16 protein-coding genes are annotated in these 16,307 nt (G+C 63.4%); 2 read left to right on the top strand and 14 right to left on the bottom strand.

Features of this window, described 5'->3' with window-relative positions; translation table 11 throughout:
• Positions 1-158: 158 nt before the first annotated feature.
• The 7 genes from G3N95_RS22955 to G3N95_RS22925 form a co-directional block, all read right to left on the bottom strand.
• Positions 159-605 (bottom strand): YchJ family protein, encoded by a 447-nt coding sequence (locus G3N95_RS22955; protein ID WP_205972359.1) that lies wholly within the window; start codon positions 603-605, stop codon positions 159-161.
• A gap of 18 nt (positions 606-623) precedes the next feature.
• Complete coding sequence (locus G3N95_RS22950) at positions 624-1,754, bottom strand: acyl-CoA dehydrogenase family protein (RefSeq protein ID WP_205972358.1); 1,131 nt, start codon at positions 1,752-1,754, stop codon at positions 624-626.
• A gap of 38 nt (positions 1,755-1,792) precedes the next feature.
• Entirely contained in the window at positions 1,793-2,470 is a 678-nt protein-coding gene (locus tag G3N95_RS22945) for an SDR family oxidoreductase (protein WP_205972357.1), read from the bottom strand.
• Between the two features lie 48 nt (positions 2,471-2,518).
• Positions 2,519-3,709, bottom strand: coding sequence for an acetyl-CoA C-acetyltransferase (locus tag G3N95_RS22940; RefSeq protein ID WP_205972356.1), 1,191 nt, complete (start codon positions 3,707-3,709; stop codon positions 2,519-2,521).
• On the bottom strand, positions 3,702-4,478 hold the full coding sequence (gene can, locus G3N95_RS22935; protein WP_205972355.1) for a carbonate dehydratase: 777 nt from the start codon (positions 4,476-4,478) through the stop codon (positions 3,702-3,704). The genes G3N95_RS22940 and can overlap by 8 nt, the downstream gene beginning before the upstream one ends.
• Before the next feature lie 59 nt (positions 4,479-4,537).
• Positions 4,538-6,346, bottom strand: a complete 1,809-nt coding sequence (aceK, locus tag G3N95_RS22930) for a bifunctional isocitrate dehydrogenase kinase/phosphatase (RefSeq protein WP_205972354.1) — start codon at positions 6,344-6,346, stop codon at positions 4,538-4,540.
• Positions 6,347-6,544: 198 nt separating this feature from the next.
• Entirely contained in the window at positions 6,545-7,003 is a 459-nt protein-coding gene (locus G3N95_RS22925) for a MerR family DNA-binding transcriptional regulator (RefSeq protein WP_205972353.1), read from the bottom strand.
• Between the two features lie 166 nt (positions 7,004-7,169).
• Between G3N95_RS22925 and G3N95_RS22920 the strand changes: the two genes are divergently transcribed.
• Positions 7,170-8,243, top strand: a complete 1,074-nt coding sequence (locus G3N95_RS22920; protein WP_205972352.1) for an MBL fold metallo-hydrolase — start codon at positions 7,170-7,172, stop codon at positions 8,241-8,243.
• 97 nt (positions 8,244-8,340) lie between these two features.
• Here G3N95_RS22920 and G3N95_RS22915 read toward each other — a convergent pair whose 3' ends face one another.
• The 6 genes from G3N95_RS22915 to argS all read right to left on the bottom strand — a co-directional run bounded on the left by G3N95_RS22915 (position 8,341) and on the right by argS (position 15,247).
• The gene (locus G3N95_RS22915) at positions 8,341-9,939 is read right to left on the bottom strand and encodes an ABC transporter substrate-binding protein (protein WP_205972351.1); all 1,599 of its coding nucleotides are present in this window, start codon (positions 9,937-9,939) and stop codon (positions 8,341-8,343) included.
• 226 nt (positions 9,940-10,165) lie between these two features.
• A complete protein-coding gene (locus tag G3N95_RS22910) occupies positions 10,166-10,978 on the bottom strand; it encodes a helical backbone metal receptor (RefSeq protein ID WP_205972350.1) in 813 nt (270 codons plus the stop codon).
• Positions 10,979-10,981: 3 nt separating this feature from the next.
• Positions 10,982-11,752 carry an SDR family oxidoreductase gene (locus G3N95_RS22905; protein WP_205972349.1) on the bottom strand — a complete coding sequence of 257 codons (771 nt, stop codon included), beginning with the start codon at positions 11,750-11,752 and terminating at the stop codon, positions 10,982-10,984.
• Positions 11,753-11,769: 17 nt separating this feature from the next.
• Positions 11,770-12,408 (bottom strand): thiol:disulfide interchange protein DsbA/DsbL, encoded by a 639-nt coding sequence (locus tag G3N95_RS22900; protein WP_012399608.1) that lies wholly within the window; start codon positions 12,406-12,408, stop codon positions 11,770-11,772.
• Positions 12,409-12,561: 153 nt separating this feature from the next.
• Positions 12,562-13,362: an SPOR domain-containing protein gene (locus G3N95_RS22895; protein WP_205972348.1), complete on the bottom strand. Its 801-nt coding sequence runs from the start codon at positions 13,360-13,362 to the stop codon at positions 12,562-12,564.
• 100 nt (positions 13,363-13,462) lie between these two features.
• Complete coding sequence (gene argS / locus G3N95_RS22890) at positions 13,463-15,247, bottom strand: arginine--tRNA ligase (RefSeq protein ID WP_205972347.1); 1,785 nt, start codon at positions 15,245-15,247, stop codon at positions 13,463-13,465.
• 372 nt (positions 15,248-15,619) lie between these two features.
• Here argS and G3N95_RS22885 point away from each other — a divergent pair, with 372 nt between their 5' ends.
• Positions 15,620-15,946: a DUF1840 domain-containing protein gene (locus G3N95_RS22885; RefSeq protein WP_205972346.1), complete on the top strand. Its 327-nt coding sequence runs from the start codon at positions 15,620-15,622 to the stop codon at positions 15,944-15,946.
• Between the two features lie 54 nt (positions 15,947-16,000).
• On the opposite strand, the gene G3N95_RS22880 is transcribed toward G3N95_RS22885, so the two are convergent.
• Positions 16,001-16,201, bottom strand: coding sequence for an acid-shock protein (locus G3N95_RS22880; protein ID WP_205972345.1), 201 nt, complete (start codon positions 16,199-16,201; stop codon positions 16,001-16,003).
• Positions 16,202-16,307: the final 106 nt, after the last annotated feature.

Here is a 16,307-nt window from a genome sequence, read left to right as displayed (position 1 = left end):
CGACGGCGCGGCGCGGCCTGCGGGGCAAGGGCGGAAAGATTTGGATATGAGGGACGTAGCGTCAGTCCAACACATTGATTTTTCTACGGAAACGGCCCTTATTTGACTTCTTTAACAGGCATTTAAGACGTTGTTGCAGTGCAATCGGAAAGGTAGTGTCAGCGATCGCTCACATCGCCGTCGACGTAACGCCAGCGCGCGTCCTCGCCTCTGATGAAGCGGCTGGATTCATGCAGCCGATGCGCCCGTCCGCCCACCTTGTAGCGCGCGACGAACTCCACTTCGGCGTGCGTATCGTCGAGTGGCGTGAAGCGTTTGATCTGCAGACCTAGCCAGCGCGGCGCCTCGGGCGCGCTCGTATCGACGTCGAGATCGGCGGGGCAGGTTTGCGGCGCCCACGTGTCGCGCAAATAGTGGGATTCGCCGAGCACGTAGGCGCTATAGCGCGAGCGCATCAGTTCGAGCGCGTTCGGCGCCGCAGCGCCGCCGTCGATATACCGTCCGCAGCAGTCCGCGAAACGCGGCGGCTTGTCGGCGTCGCGCCGGTTCGGCGCGGCGCCGCCGCAAGGACATTCGACGGGACGTTGTTTCGCTGATGCAGTCATGAAAGATCGAAGAAAGGTTTAGCTCAGTCCGCGCGCGATCAGGATCTTCTGGATATCGCTGGTGCCCTCATAGATCTGGCACACGCGAACGTCGCGATAAATGCGCTCGACGGGGAAGTCGCTCAGATAACCGTAGCCGCCGTGAATCTGCAAGGCGGCCGAACAGATGCGTTCCGCGGCCTCGGAGGCAAACAGCTTGGCCATCGCCGCTTCCGTCAGACACGGCTGGCCCGCGTCCTTCAGCGAGGCGGCGTGCCAGATCAGCTGACGCGCGGCTTCGAGTTGCGTCGCCATGTCGGCGAGCCGGAACTGCACGGCCTGGTGCGAAAAAAGCGGTTGCCCGAAACTTTCGCGCTCCTTCGCGTAGGCGAGCGCCGCTTCGAGCGCTGCGCGCGCCATGCCGACGCTCTGCGCGGCAATGCCGATGCGCCCGCCTTCCAGCCCCGACAGCGCGATCCGATAGCCTTCGCCTTCCGCGCCGATCAGATTCGCGGCGGGCACGCGGCAGTTATCGAAGACGATCTGCGCGGTATCGGACGAATGCTGCCCGAGTTTCTCTTCGAGCCGCGCGACGACATAGCCGGGCGTATCCGTCGGCACGACGAACGCGCTGATGCCGCGCTTGCCGGCGCTTTTATCGGTGACGGCCATCACGATCGCAACGTTGCCGTTCTTGCCGCTCGTGATGAACTGCTTCACGCCGTTGAGCACGTAGCAGTCGCCGTCTCGCGTGGCCGTGGTGCGCAGCGCCGAAGCGTCCGAGCCCGCCTGCGGTTCGGTGAGGCAAAAAGCGCCGAGCATCTCGCCGCGCGCTAGCGGCGTGAGCCAGTCCCGCTTCTGTTGCTCGTTGCCATACGTCAGCAGAATGCTGCAGACAGGGCAGTTATTGACCGAGATCGCCGTCGACGTGCCGCCGTCGCCCGCCGCGATTTCTTCGAGAATCAACGCGAGCGCGAGCGCGTCGAGCCCGGCGCCGCCATATTCCTCCGGAACGAGCACGCCGTACGCGCCGAGTTCGGCAAGCTGGCGATGCACGTCAGCCGGAAACGTGCGCTCGCGGTCCCATTGCGCGGCGTTCGGCGTCACGGCTTCGCGCACGAAAGTGCGCACCGCGTCGCGGATCATCAGATGGTCCTGATCGAGCAACATGCGGGTGTCTCCTGAATGTCTTTATTCGTCTGATGGAACTACCAGTCGAGCGCCGTGCCGTCGAACTGGAAGAAGCGTCCATGAAAAAGATGCGGCGTGCTCGCCGCCTGCGCCAGCACGTCGCGCATGCCGCGCACGCTATGCGCCGGATCGACGGCGGCCGACGCGCCGCCCATGTCAGTGCGCACCCAGCCAGGATGCAGCGATACGCAGGTCGCGCGGCGCGTCTGCACCGACGTCACCTTCAGCACTTCGTTCAGCGCCGCCTTGCTCGCGCGATACAGCCAGCCCGTCGTGCCCGTCGTCTCGCTGATGCTGCCCATGCGGCTCGACAGCACGGCCAGCACGCCCTGCGCGTCTTCGACGAGCGGCAGCAGAACCGGGATCAGCTGCATCGGCCCGCGCACGTTGGTCGTCATCACGAAGTCGAAGTCTTCGGCGGTGACGGTTTCGACGCCTTCCGTCTGCGGGCCGTACACGCCCGACACGATCACGGCGGCGTCGAGCCGCTCGCCGTCGAGTTTCCAGGCGAGCGCGGCGATGTCCTCGGGTGAGGCTATGTCGAGCGAGAATGCTTCGGCGCCGAGCGCAACCAGTTCACCGAGCGATTCCGCATCGCGCGCGGTGGCGAGCACGCGCCAGCCGTCGTGCCGATACTGCTTCACGAATTCGCGTCCGATGCCGCGCGACGCGCCCACGATCAACACTGTTTTCATCGGATATCCTTTCGCGCGCGGAATCCCGCGCGCCGCCATAGAAACGGGTTAGACCAGTTCGACGCCCATCGCCGTCGCTTCGCCGCCGCCGATGCACAGGCTCGCGACGCCGCGCTTCAGTCCGCGCTTCTTCAGCGCACCGATCAGCGTGACGAGAATGCGTGCACCCGACGCGCCGATCGGATGCCCGAGCGCACACGCGCCGCCGTTCACATTGACCTTGTCGTGCGGCAGGTTGTGCTCTTTCATCGCGGCCATCGTGACGACGGCGAACGCTTCGTTGATTTCGTACAGATCGACGTCTTCCGCTTTCCAGCCGTTCTTCTCGAACAGCTTGCGAATCGCGCCGACGGGCGCCGTCGTGAACTTCGCCGGTTCCTGCGCGAACGTGGAATGGCCGACGACGCGCGCCAGCGGCGTCACGCCGAGCTTCTTCGCGGTGGATTCGCGCATCATCACGAGCGCCGCTGCGCCGTCGCTGATCGACGACGAGTTCGCGGCCGTCACCGTGCCCGTCTTGCTGAACGCGGGCTTGAGCGTCGGAATCTTGTCGAGATTCGCCTTGAACGGCTGCTCGTCGCGCTCGACCGTCACGCTGCCTTTCTTGCCTTCGATCGTGACCGGCGCGATTTCCCACGCGAACGAACCGTCTTCGTTCGCGCGTTTCGCGCGCATCAGCGATTCGACGGCGAACTTGTCCTGCGCTTCACGGGTGAAGTCGAACGAGCCCGCGCATTCTTCGGCGAACGTGCCCATCAGACGGCCTTTCTCGTACGCGTCTTCGAGGCCGTCGAGGAACATGTGATCCATCACCTGACCGTGGCCCATGCGCATGCCGCCGCGCGCCTTCGGCAGCAGGTACGGCGCGTTCGTCATGCTTTCCATGCCGCCTGCGACGATCACGTCGACGGAACCCGCCGACAGCATGTCGTGCGCGAACATCGCCGCGCGCATGCCGGAGCCGCACATCTTGTTGACGGTGGTCGAACCCGTCGACAGCGGCAGGCCCGCGCCGAGCGCCGCCTGGCGCGCGGGTGCCTGACCCTGGCCCGCGGGCAGCACGCAGCCGATCACGGCTTCTTCGACCTGTTCCGGCTTTAGACCTGCGCGCTCGACGGCCGCCTTGATCGCGATCGCGCCGAGTTGCGGCGCCGTCAGCGACGCGAACTCGCCCTGAAACGCCGCCATCGGCGTGCGCGCGACGGAAACGATGACGACGGGATCTTGTGTCTCACTCATGTTTCATCTCCTTGATAACACCGTGAACGACGGCGGTCACGTCGCCGAGCTTCGCGGCGTCGGCGGCGACCACGTCGTTGTCAGCCGTATGCGCGCGGCTCGCCGAGACGGCTGCGACGCAGCTCGTGTAGGTCTCTTCGAGCTTTGCGGGGTCCTTCACCGTCATGCCGAGATCGCGCACGCGGCCGTCGTGAACGCCGTAGACCCAGCCGTGAACGGTGAGGTCCTGGCCGCGTGCCCACGCGTCGTTGAGAATGGTCGTGCGGCACACGTTGACCACCTGTTCGATCGTGTTCAGTTCGACGAGGCGGCGATGCCGTGCTTCGCCCATCGGCCATTCTTCGAGAAGCGTTGCGTGCTTCGTGCGCACGTCCTGCACGTGATGCAGCCAGTTGTCCGCGAGACCCACGCGGCGGCCGTGCAGCGCGGCGCCGACGCCCGAGCAGCCGTAATGGCCGACCACCATGATGTGCTTGATCTTCAGCAGATCGACGGCGAACTGGACGACGGACAGACAGTTCAGGTCCGAGTGCACGACGACGTTCGCGATATTGCGGTGAACGAACACTTCGCCGGGCGGCAGGCCGATGATCTCGTTGGCGGGCACGCGCGAATCCGCGCAGCCGATCCACAAGTATTCAGGCGCCTGCTGGTGCGCGAGCCGCGAGAAAAACTCGGGGTCGTCTTCGAGCTTGTGTGTGACCCACGCCTCGTTGTTCGCGAAGAGATGGGCGAGGGGATGTTCAGCGGAAGAGGCGTTCGTAGTCATGATTCGTTTCAGTTCGATCGGGATGGTCGATGTTGTTCAATTGCGGACGGTGCGCCTTTTCAAGCTGCGCGTTCCGCCTGCGCGGTAGCGTGATCGGCAGCGAACCTTTCCGGGTAGCGGATGGAGAAACGCAGGCTGCGATCGTAGGGATAAAAGTCGGGCAACTCGCCCCGCAGAATGTGATCCTTCTGCTTTTGCCACAGTGCGGGATCGAAGAAATCCGCGTGATGCTTCAGAAAAGATTCGCGCACGCGCGGATCGCCGAGCAGGAAAGTGTTGTACGTCTCCGGAAAAATATCGTGCGGCCCCACCGAATACCACGGCTCGCCCGACATCTCGTCTTCCTCGTTGCGCGGCGGCGGCACCGCGCGCACATTGCAATCGGTGAGATATTCGATTTCGTCGTAGTCGTAGAACACGACGCGTCCGTGCCGCGTGACGCCGAAGTTCTTGTACAACATGTCGCCGGGGAAGATGTTCGCCTGCATCAGTTCCTTCACCGCGTCGCCGTATTCGCGGATGCCGTGTTCGATGTCGGCATCCGTGCCGTTCTGCAGGAAGATGTTGAGCGGCACCATGCGCCGCTCGATATACACATGCCGGATGACCAGATTGCCGCCTTCGTATTCGAGCATCGAAGGCGCTTCTCTTTCGAGTTCGCGAATGAGCGCATCGTCGAGGCGCGATAGCGGCAACGCGACGCTCGAATATTCGAGCGTGTCGGCCATGCGTCCCAGACGGTCATGTCGCTTGACGAGCTGATACTTGCCGACCACCTGTTCGCGGGTCGTTTCTTTCGGCGGCGGAAACGCGTCCTTGATGAGCTTGAACACGTACGGAAACGACGGCAGCGTGAACACGAGCATCACCATGCCCTTGATACCGGGCGCGATGATGAACCGGTCGCTCGAATGTTTCAGATGCCGCAGCAGATCGCGGTAGAAGAGATTCTTGCCCTGCTTCTGCAATCCCAATGACGTATAAATCTCCGCCTTCGGCTTGCCGTGCAGAATGCTGCCGAGAAACTCGACATACGCGGACGGCACTTCCATATCGACGAGGAAGTACGAATGCGCGAAGCTGAAAATGATCAGCAACTGGTCGCGCTTGCAGAGCAGCGCATCTAGCGCGAGCAGGCCCGGCTTCACGTGATGGATCGGCAACGCGAACGGCACCATCGTATCGCCGTTGATGATGCGCCCGATGATGTACGCCGCCTTGTTTCGGAAGAACAGCGACGACAGCACGTGAATCTGGAAATTGGGCGCTTCGTTGAACGTGCCGAAGTTGTCGCGCAGCGCCTGCATCACACATTGCACGTCGCGCGTCAGATCCTCGAACGGCGGGTTCAGCTGAAAGTTCGTGACGATGCGCTCCAGCGTGACGGCGAGGCCGTCCCTGCCGGGGTAATACGCGCGATACGTCGGCTTCGCGGCGGGCTCGTCGTTCTCGATGTACTCGGTCGAAATCGCCGGCCGCACGAAGATGAAGTCGTTGTTGAAGTACGAGCGATGCAGGATATGGCAGCACACCGAATTGAAGAACGTCTCCGCGCATTCGGGCTGCCGATGTGTCGTCAACAGACCGATGTAGTGCAGCTTGATCTGCTGCCACACGTCGTCGTCGATGTTCTCCGCGTCGTACTCGTCTTCGAGCTTGACGATGCACTCGCGCACGCGTTCGTCATACGACGTGATGCGCTCGCGCGCGAGTTTTTGCAGGCCGTGCCAGTCGGCGGCTTCGAAGAGGTCTTTGGCGCGGATCGCGGCTTCGCGGAAGATGCAGTAATGCCGGTCGAACCCCGCGAGCAGCGTCTCCGCGACGTCGAAGCCGATCTGTGACGACAGCAGTTTGGGAAAGTGATTCATGTCGACCGTGCATTCGCTCAGTGTTCGCTCAATGTCGTGAAGACTCCCGCGATTGTATCGCCCGGGTGAGCTTGCGAGACGCTCGTGAGCCTTTTGGGCGCGGCGCCGGCATATCGTCTTGACTGCGTGTTGCGTGGCGTTCGGCGCATCTTCATGCAATGCCGCGCCTACTGCCGCGTTTGTCGCGCTATCTCCGCATCACGATTTTTCTTTCAGCGCGTCTTCGTGCGCGGGCTTTTCAGCGCCGCCATAACCGTCGCCGCGCGTGCCGCTTTCGAGCAGCGCGCGTGCCTGCGCTTCGTATTGCGCGAGGTCTTCGAGCGTTGCATTCAGATCTTCGCGCTGACGTTCGAGCACTTCGCGATGCTGGACCACCGTCGCGAGAAACGCCTGCAACTGCGGCAAGGTATCCGTCGGCGAATCGTACAGGTCGAGCAGATCGCGGATTTCCGACAACGTGAACCCCAGCCGCTTGCCGCGCAGCGTCAGCCGCAGCCGCGTGCGGTCGCGGCCCGAGTACACGCGGCGCAGTCCGCTCGAACCTTCGCGGCTCGGTGAGAGTAAACCCTGATCTTCGTAGAAGCGGATCGCACGTGGTGTCACGTCGAATTCGCGGGCCAGCTCGGTGATCGTGTATTGCGTGTATTGGGTGTTCATCGCGGAATCTTCAGCGCGGCATAGTCGTCGCGCCCGTTTGGTCCGACGGCCGGGCACGAAAACGGATTGAACGTTAGAATCGACGTTTACGTTATCGTCAACCTCAACAAAGCGCAACCACGCTGCAATATGTCACCGACATGCAGCCGACGAAGGAAACCCCACGATGAATGCTCTCGAACACCAACTCGACTATCCATTCGCTGACGGGATGCCCGCCGCCGGCACGACCCAGGAAGTCGCACCGGGCGTCTACTGGCTGCGCATGCCGCTGCCGTTCGCGCTCGATCACATCAACCTGTGGCTGCTGCGCGACGAGATCGACGGACAGAAGGGCTGGACGATCGTCGACTGCGGCATCGCCTCCGACGAGATCAAGGCGAACTGGGAAACGCTGTTCGACACGGCGCTCGAAGGCTTGCCCGTGCTGCGCGTGATCGTCACGCATTGCCATCCGGACCACCTCGGTCTCGCGAACTGGCTGTGCGAAGGCGGCGACAAGAAGCGCTGGAACGTGCGTCTGTGGATCACCCTCGGCGAGTACATGCTGGGCCGCGTGATGGCGGCGGGCGACGGTTCGAACGCAGGCGGAGCGGGCGCGGCGCGTCATTTTGCGCGGCATGGTCTGCGCGACGAGGCATCGCTCGACAAACTGCGCAATCGGAAGAGCTATTACGCGAACCTGGTGCCGGCTGTGCCGGGTCAGTACCGGCGGCTGCGTGAGGGCGATGCGTTGTCGATCGGCGGGCGCACGTGGCGTGTCGTGACGGGCTTCGGTCATTCGCCGGAGCATTGCGCGTTGCATGCGGAAGCCGATGGCGTGTTGATCTCCGGCGACATGGTGTTGCCGCGCATTTCGACGAACGTCTCGGTGTTCGATATCGAGCCGGAAGGCAATCCGCTCGCGTTGTATCTCGGTTCGCTCGGCCGCTACGAAACGATGGCCGCTGACACGCTCGTGCTCCCTTCGCACGGCAAGCCGTTTCGCGGACTGCACACGCGTATCGGGCAGCTTCGCGATCACCACACGGCGCGGCTGGCGGAAGTGCGCGAGGCTTGCGCGGACAAGCCATGCAGCGCGGCGGATATCGTTCCGATCATGTTCAAGCGCGCGCTCGACATTCACCAGATGACGTTCGCGATGGGCGAGGCGCTCGCGCACCTGCATCTGCTGTGGCTGCAAGGCGAGTTGAAGCGTTCGCAGGGCGAGGATGGCGTGATTCGTTTCAGCGTGAAGTGAAGCTCGCAGTGCGGCGCTAAACGCGCACGCACCCAAGTAAAAAGCCCGGCCGCATTTCGCGACCGGGCTTTTTTGATGGATCGATGTGTCGTGACGACTACTGCACCGTCACCGCGCCAAAATTCTGCCGCCCGAACGGACTGACGTGATACCCGCTCACGTTCGTGCGCGTAATCGCGGCTGCCGTCGGATAACCCAACGGAATCCACAGCGCTTCGTCGTGGATGATCTGCTGCGCGGCTTCATACGCTTTCGTGCGTTTGCTCTGATCGGCGGTTTCCTTGCCTTGCGCGATCAGCTTGTCGAGTTCCGGGTCGCAGTAGCGCGCGAAGTTGATCCCCGACTTCACGGCATTGCAGCTGAAGAGCGGCGACAGATAATTGTCCGGGTCGCCGTTGTCGCCGGCCCAGCCCATGAACAGCGTGTCGTGCTGTCCCTGCTTGGCCTGCTTGATCAGCTCGCCCCATTCGATCACCTTCACCTCGGCCTTCACGCCGATCTTCGCGAAGTCCGCCTGCAGCATTTCCGCGCCCGCCTTCGGATTCGGATTCAGCACGCTGCCGTTCGGACGCACCCAGATCGTCGTTTCGAAGCCGTTCGGATAGCCCGCTTCAGCCAGCAGCTTCCTGGCCTTTTCGGTGTCGTACGGCCACGGCTTCACGGCCTTGTCGTAGCTCCACGTATTCGGCGGATACGGATTGTTCGCGGGCGTCGCGGTGTTGTCGAACACCGCCTTCAGATACGACGTGCGGTCGAACGCCATGTTCAGCGCGGCGCGCACCTTCTGGTTGTCGAGCGGCTTCTTCTGCGTGTTCAATGCGACGAACGCGGTCATGAACGCGGGCGTCTGCACGACGGCGAGCGACTTGTCCTTCTTCGCATCGGCGACATCCAGCGGCTTCGGCGACAACGCAATCTGGCATTCGCCGGCTTTCACCTTTTGCGCGCGCACGGCGGCGTCGGGCGTAATCGCGTAGATCAGCCGCTCGATCTTCGGCTTCGTCCCCCAGTACGTCGGATTCACGTCATAGCGAATGATCGAATCTTTCGTGTAGGTCTTCAGCACGAACGGACCGGTGCCGATCGGCTTCGCGTTCAGGTCGGCCGTCTTGTCCGCCTTGAGCAACTGGTCCGCGTATTCAGCCGAGTAGATCGACGCGAAACCCATCGTCAGGATCGACACGAAAGTCGCGTTCGGCTCGTTCAGTTCGAACTTGACCGTGTTGTCGTCGACCTTCGACACCGACTTGATGAGCTTCACGAGGCCCATCGATTGCGCATGCGGAAAGCCGCTCGCCCCCGTCACCTTGTGCCACGGATTGCTCTCGTTGAGCATGCGGTCGAAGGTGAACACCACGTCGTCGGCGTTCAGCGCGCGCGTGGGCTTGAAGTAGTCGGTGGTCTGGAACTGCACGTTCGGGCGCAGATGAAACGTGTAGGTGAGGCCGTCGGCGCTCACGTCCCATTTGTCGGCGAGCGACGGCACGACCTTCTTTGCCGCCTCGTCGTACGACACGAGCGAATTGAAGATCACATCCGCCGATGCATTGGTCGTGACGAGCGAGTTGTACTGGACGACGTCGAAGCCGTCCGGGCTCGATTCCGTGCAGACAGTGAGCGGCTTCGCGACGGACAGCGCAGGCGAGATGGCGAGGGCCGTCAACGTCGCGGCGGCGGCAAGCAACTTGAAACGCATAAGATCTCCCGGGAGTTCGAATTGTTCGTGGCGGGGCGGCGTCGTGGCTGCTGCGAACGACGCGCGCTCCGGGCGGGCTGTCACGCATTCACTCTGAAACGGTTCCGGCGCTGGCGCGCGATGTCGACGTCGATGTCAGCTTCGGCCGGTTCTGGCGCAAGCTTATCGAAGGCGTACGGCAGCGACAACAATTGAATCCGCATATCCATATGGCTGCCGATTTCGCCTAGCGGCTGGCGTAGTCCACAAGATACGCGATGCCGTCGATTGCACGCGAGCCATACCACGACACCATTTCGCCGTCGATCCGTTCGATTCGCCTGCCTTTGAACCGTGCGTCCTGTGAGAGCGCATCGCAATGCTGCTTGGTGAAGCGATACGGCTCGCTCGACAGCAACACGCGGTCGGCGCCAGCAAGCCACGCGGCATCGAGATCGAACGAAGGATAGCGCGCCGCACCCGTGTCGCCGCCGAGCAGGTCGGGCAGCGTGTGCCAGTTCACGAGGCGCAGCATCGCGGAAATATACGTGTCGCGCGCGACCGTCATCCACGGTTCGCGCCAGATCGCGTAGAGCACGTTCTGCCGCGGCCATGCGCGCGCTGCCGCTGCGTCCAGTTGCGCCCGTAGCGCGAGACTCAACGCGCGCGCTTCGTCGTCGCGATCGAAGAGCGCGCCTAACAGCGTGTATAGGGCGAAGTTGTCGTGCGGTACGAGCGGATGCGTGACGACGATATGCGGCACGAACGCGCGCAGTTGCTCCACGGTGTCGCGCTCGTTTTCGTCGATATTGACGATCACATGTGTCGGTTGCAGGGCGCGCACGGCGTCGAGTTTCACCGCTTTGGTGCCGCCGGTTTTCGGCACGCGGCGCACCTTCTCGCTCGGATGCACGCAAAAGCCCGTGCGTCCGACGATCTGCGCGTCCAGTTTCAATGCAAACAGAAGTTCGGTGAGACTCGGCACCAGCGACACGATGCGCGCGCCGCGTTCCGCTTTCGCGTGCTCGACACCGGCTGCATCGACGGCACGCGTGGCCATGACCTACTGCGCGGCGCGCGGCTTGCGTGGCGCCTTTTCGAACACGGCGTCGTAGAGCCAGCGCGGCGCGACGTGCAGCAGCATCGCCGCGAAGCGCATCTGCCACGGGAAGATCGCAAAGCGCTTCTTGCGCGCTATCGCATCGGCGACCTTGGCGGCGAAACGGTCCGCGTCCATCAGGAAGGGCATGGCGTATGGATTGTGCGCGGTCATCGGCGTGCGGATATAGCCTGGCGCGATCGTCGTTACCGACACGCCGAGCGGCCGCATCTCGACGCGCAGCGCTTCCAGATACTTGAGCGCCGCCGATTTGGACGCGCTGTACGCGCCCGAACCCGGCAAGCCGCGCACGCCCGCGACGCTCGCAATGCCGACGAGCGCGCCCTTGCGCGCCGCGATCATCGCTTGCGCGAAGGGTTCGAAGGTCGCGACCATGCCGAAGTAGTTGATGTCCATCACGTCGCGGAACGTCTGCAGATCGCCGTGGCCCGTGACGGCGCCGCGGCTGATGCCCGCGTTCGCGATCACGATGTCGGGGCAGCCGTGTTCGGCGATGAACCGCTGCGCCGCTTGCGCGAGCGCGTCCGCGTCCCGTACGTCGACGGCATACACGGAGATGGTGCTCTGGGGATGGGACTGCTGGAAGCGGGCCAGTGCGTCGCCGCGGCGGGCAACGAGGCCGAGGATCGCGCCGCGCCGCGCGTATTCGGCGGCGAGCGCTTCGCCTATGCCACTGGACGCGCCGGTGATGAAGACCTTCAGTGGTGAACTCATACCGGCGCTTGTGGGAATTACATCTTCTTGGCGCGAACCTGCGCGACCAGGTAGTCGAGCACCTGGATCGTGCCGGGCAGGCTGTTGGTCTGCGCCGGGCCCGTTTCGTACTTGCCCTGCACGGCGAGCGTGGGCACGCCGTCGATACGGAAGTCTTCCATCAGCTTCTTGTCACGCTGAACCGCGCTTTGCGTCGAGAACGAGTTGTACGCGTCCATGAACTTCTTCGAATCGACGCCGTTCTTCGCGAGGAATTTGGCCTGATCTTCCGGCGTCAGCAGATAGTTCTTGTTGACGTGGATTTCGTGGAAGATGGTCGGCGTGAGCTGGTTCGCGAGGCCGAGCGCGTCGACTGCGTGATAGAGCTTCGAGTGCGGGATGAAGTCGTCGCGGAACGCAACGGGCACGCGCTTGAACACGACATCCGGGCCCTGCTTCTTGATCCACGCTTCCAGATACGGGTCGAACTCGTTGCAGTGCGGGCAGCCGTACCACATGAACTCGATGACTTCGATCTTGCCGGCAGGCGCTTCGACAGGCTGCGGCGCGGACAGCACGGTGTAGTCCTTGCCGGCGACGGGCGCAGCGGGCGCCGCATGCGCCGCGCTAGCAACGAGGCCGAACGAAAGGAAAAGAATGCTGAGCAGTTTTTTCATGTCTTGTGAACCCAATCAGGGGAAGTAACGGTGGCGGGCAGTTACGCGCCGCGCCCGCTACGGATTCGACGGCAGGCTTCTGCCGCTCATGAGACTTGCGCCGCGCGCCGAAGGTTCAGCGGCGGCGCATGACAACTCATTACCGAATGTGAATCACTGCTTGCTGAAGCGGATCACTGCCGTATCGACACCTGCATCGGACAGGCGCTGACGCGTGGTGTTCATGTCCTCGAACTTCGAGAACGGGCCGATACGCACGCGATAGTACGTCACACCGCCTGCATCGCGCTGCGTGACCTTCGATTCGAAACCCTGGAACGCGAGACGAGCACGCTGCTGTTCGGCATCGGCTGCCGTCTTGTAGGCGCCGACCTGCAGCAGATAACCCGTGTTCGCGTCGTTGGCGGCGGGCGGCGTGCCGTTCGCATTCGGCGTCGAGCCGGCCTTCGGCTGCTGAGCGGGTGCGTTGTTCGCGGTCGTCGGCGCGCTGGTCGGGTTCGGCGCCTTCTTCGGCGGAATCATCGCCGTGGTCGTGCCGTTGTTCGCGTTCGCGCCGTTGTCCTGCGCGGGCTTCGGCGCGACGGCGACACCGTTGTTGTTCGACGGCGGCACTTCGACGATCTGCGGCTCTTCAAGCATGCCCGACGTCTGCGTCTGATTCGTGGTCTGTCCGGGTGCCGTGTTCGGCGGCGCAGGCTGCGCTGCCTGCGGCACCGGCTGGCCGGGGCTCTTGCCCTGCAGCGGACGGTTCGGATCGTATTGCGGCTGGCTTGCGCCGCTATCGGACGCTGCGGGCGGCGCGACCTTCGCGACGAACGGCGTAGGTGCGCGCGTGATGTAGAGCGCCACCACCACCGCGATGGCCAGGCCGACGATCAGGCCCAGCACGATACCGAGAAAAGTGCCCCCGGTCTGTTTAGACTGCTGCTTTGTAGTGCGGCGTGGTTTTGCCATCGTCTAATTCACCTGCAAAAAGAAATCTGAAATGACCGTCGATTATAGCGACGGTCATTCGGCTCGCGTCCCGAATAAATTCAATTAAACCGCGGGGAGATTACATTTTGGCGGGTGCGGACACACCGATCACAGCGAGGCCATTCGCCAGCACCTGGCGCGTTGCCGCGAGCAGCGCGATGCGCGCGTTGCGCGGCGCTTCGTCGTCGACCAGAACGCGCTCGGCATTGTAGAACGAGTGAAATTCGCCTGCGAGGTCGCGCAGATAGAACGCGACCGCGTGCGGCGCGAGCTCGCCGGCGGCATGCGTCAGCATGTCCGGGAATTCCGCGAGCTTTTGCAGCAGGGCGGTGGCGCGCTCGCTGTCGAGCGGCGACAGGTCGACGATGGGCAGACCCGTTTCATCGGCACCGTAGCGCGACTTCCATTCGTTGATCACCGAGCAGATGCGCGCGTGCGCGTACTGCACGTAGTACACCGGGTTCTCGTCGTTTTGCTTGAGCGCGAGGTCGACGTCGAACACGAACTCCGTGTCGGCCTTGCGGGAAATCAGGAAGAAGCGCACTGCGTCGCGGCCGCGGCGAATCGTCTCTTCGTCGAGCAGGTCGGGAGCGGCTTCCTGGCCGGGCACTGCGCCGCCCGACCATTCGATCAGATCGCGCACCGTCACGTAGCTGCCCGCGCGCTTCGAGATCTTTACTTCCTGGCCGTCGCGCATCACCGTGACCATCTTGTGCAACACGTAGTCGGGGTAGCCCTTCGGAATGCCGATGCCGAGACCCTGCAGACCGGCGCGCACGCGCGCGATCGTGCCATGATGGTCCGAGCCCTGGATGTTGATGACCTTCGTGAAGCCGCGCTCCCACTTCGTCTCGTGATAGGCGACATCGGGCACGAAGTACGTGTACGTGCCGTCGGACTTGCGCATCACGCGGTCCTTGTCGTCGCCGTCGTCGGTGGTGCGCAGCCACAGCGCGCCTTCCTGCTCGTAGGTCTTGCCCGCCGCGATCAGTTCGTTGACGGTCTTCTCGACGCGACCTTCCTTGTACAGCGACGATTCGAGGTAGTACTGGTCGAACTTCACGCCGAACGCCTGCAGGTCCATATCCTGTTCATGGCGCAGATACGCGACCGCGAAGCGGCGGATCGCTTCCAGGTCTTCGACGTCGCCCGCGCCCTTGACGGGCTCGCCGTCGCTGGCGGAGACGGTTTCGCCGTTCAGGTAGTCGTTCGCGATGTCGGCGATGTACTCGCCGTTGTACGCGGCTTCGGGCCAGCCGGCGTCGCCCGGCTTCAGGCCGCGGGCGCGCGCCTGCGTCGAGATGGCGAGATTGCCGATCTGCACGCCCGCGTCGTTGTAGTAGAACTCGCGGTGCACGTCGAAGCCTTGCGATGCGAGCACGTTCGACATCGCGTCGCCGAGCGCCGCCTGGCGGCCGTGGCCGACGTGCAGCGGACCTGTCGGGTTCGCCGATACGAACTCGACCAGCACGCGCTTGCCGGCTTCGCGCTGCGAGCGGCCGAAGGCGTCGCGCTGCGCGAACACGGCGGCGATCACGGCCTGCTTGGAAGCCGCCGACAGACGCAGGTTGATGAAGCCCGGACCGGCCACTTCGGCGCCGTCGACGAGACCCTTTGCGAGCGGATGCGCGAGCAGCGCGTCGACGATCTGCTGCGCGAGCTGGCGCGGATTGGCGCGCATCGGCTTGGCGAGCTGCATCGCGACGTTGCACGCGACGTCGCCGTGGGCGGCGACCTTCGGTCGTTCGAGCGTGATGGCGGGCGCGATGAATGCGGCTTCGGATTCGCCTTGAGTGGCCTGGGCGACCTGCTTGACCACGTCGGTCAACAGGGTTTCGAGAGTTTGTTTGTGTGCAGGCAGCATGCTTGTTGCGAGTCCAGTGAGGCAGTCCGATGAAGCGGGGCAGCGCCGCAAACGGCGTGGAGCCGGCCGTCGACGGCGTGGAAAGCGCCAGGGCATCCGCTGAGCGGCGCCGGCTGGTACAGCTGCGGCGGCGCAGCGAGCCGTGGCAACCGTGGCGGACACGCGCGGCTGCGATGCGGCGCAGCGTGCCCGTGCGCACGGCAGCGAGCTTTTTCCGTCAATGTCGGATTTTAGCAGGTGCTAATATGTCCAATGAGATGCCCAGCAAGGGCCGTGGCCGTCAACTCGCCGTGAAACGGCGGGCGGGCGCGCAAACGGAACTCGTGCGGCTGGCCGCGCGAGAAGCCACATAACGAAAAGGGAACCCTCATCATGCTGATTACTTTCAAATGCCGCTCCGCGCCTGACGTAATAATGCTCGAGAATCTCGCCCAGTATTTGCTGGGCATCATCGGCAAGCGGCTCGGCGCACGCGGCGTGATCAATCACGACGAACTGGGCGTGGCGATCTCGAAGCTCGAAGCGGCTATCGTCACGGACAAGCAGGAGCGTGCCGAGCATGAAGGCCACTACCACGAAGGCGAGGAAGGCCACGACCATCACGAGCTTCCCGTCGGCCTCGCGCAACGGGCGTTCCCGTTCCTGGACATGCTGCGCGCGGCACAGAAGGAAAACACAGATATCGTGTGGGGTATCTGAGGCGCAAACAAAAAGCCCGTCGTGACCGACGGGCTTTTTTCATGGCGATGTCGCTTACTGGCTCGCGCCAGCCGGCGCGGTCGCGGGAGCGGACGCGCCGTTCTTCTTCTTTTTCGGCTTCTTCACGTGCTTGACGGTGGGCGGCGAATACGAACTCACCGCGCTCGATCCACCCGGCGCCTGAGGCTGGGCCTCTGACAGCGGTGCAATGGCGGCGAGCGATAACGCGGTCAGCATCAGCGTCAGCTTCTTCATACGATTTTCTCCGTTGTTGCAAGTCGTTGAGCCGACGCGTTTTTCGGTTCGCGTCTGGCAGGGCGGCAGGTCATGCCCGAGCAGTCTACAAAGCCGAAAATATTCG

It is taken from the genome of Paraburkholderia sp. Tr-20389 (assembly GCF_017104565.1).
Taxonomy (GTDB): Bacteria; Pseudomonadota; Gammaproteobacteria; order Burkholderiales; family Burkholderiaceae; genus Paraburkholderia.
This window is presented reverse-complemented; position numbering and strand designations above follow the sequence as displayed.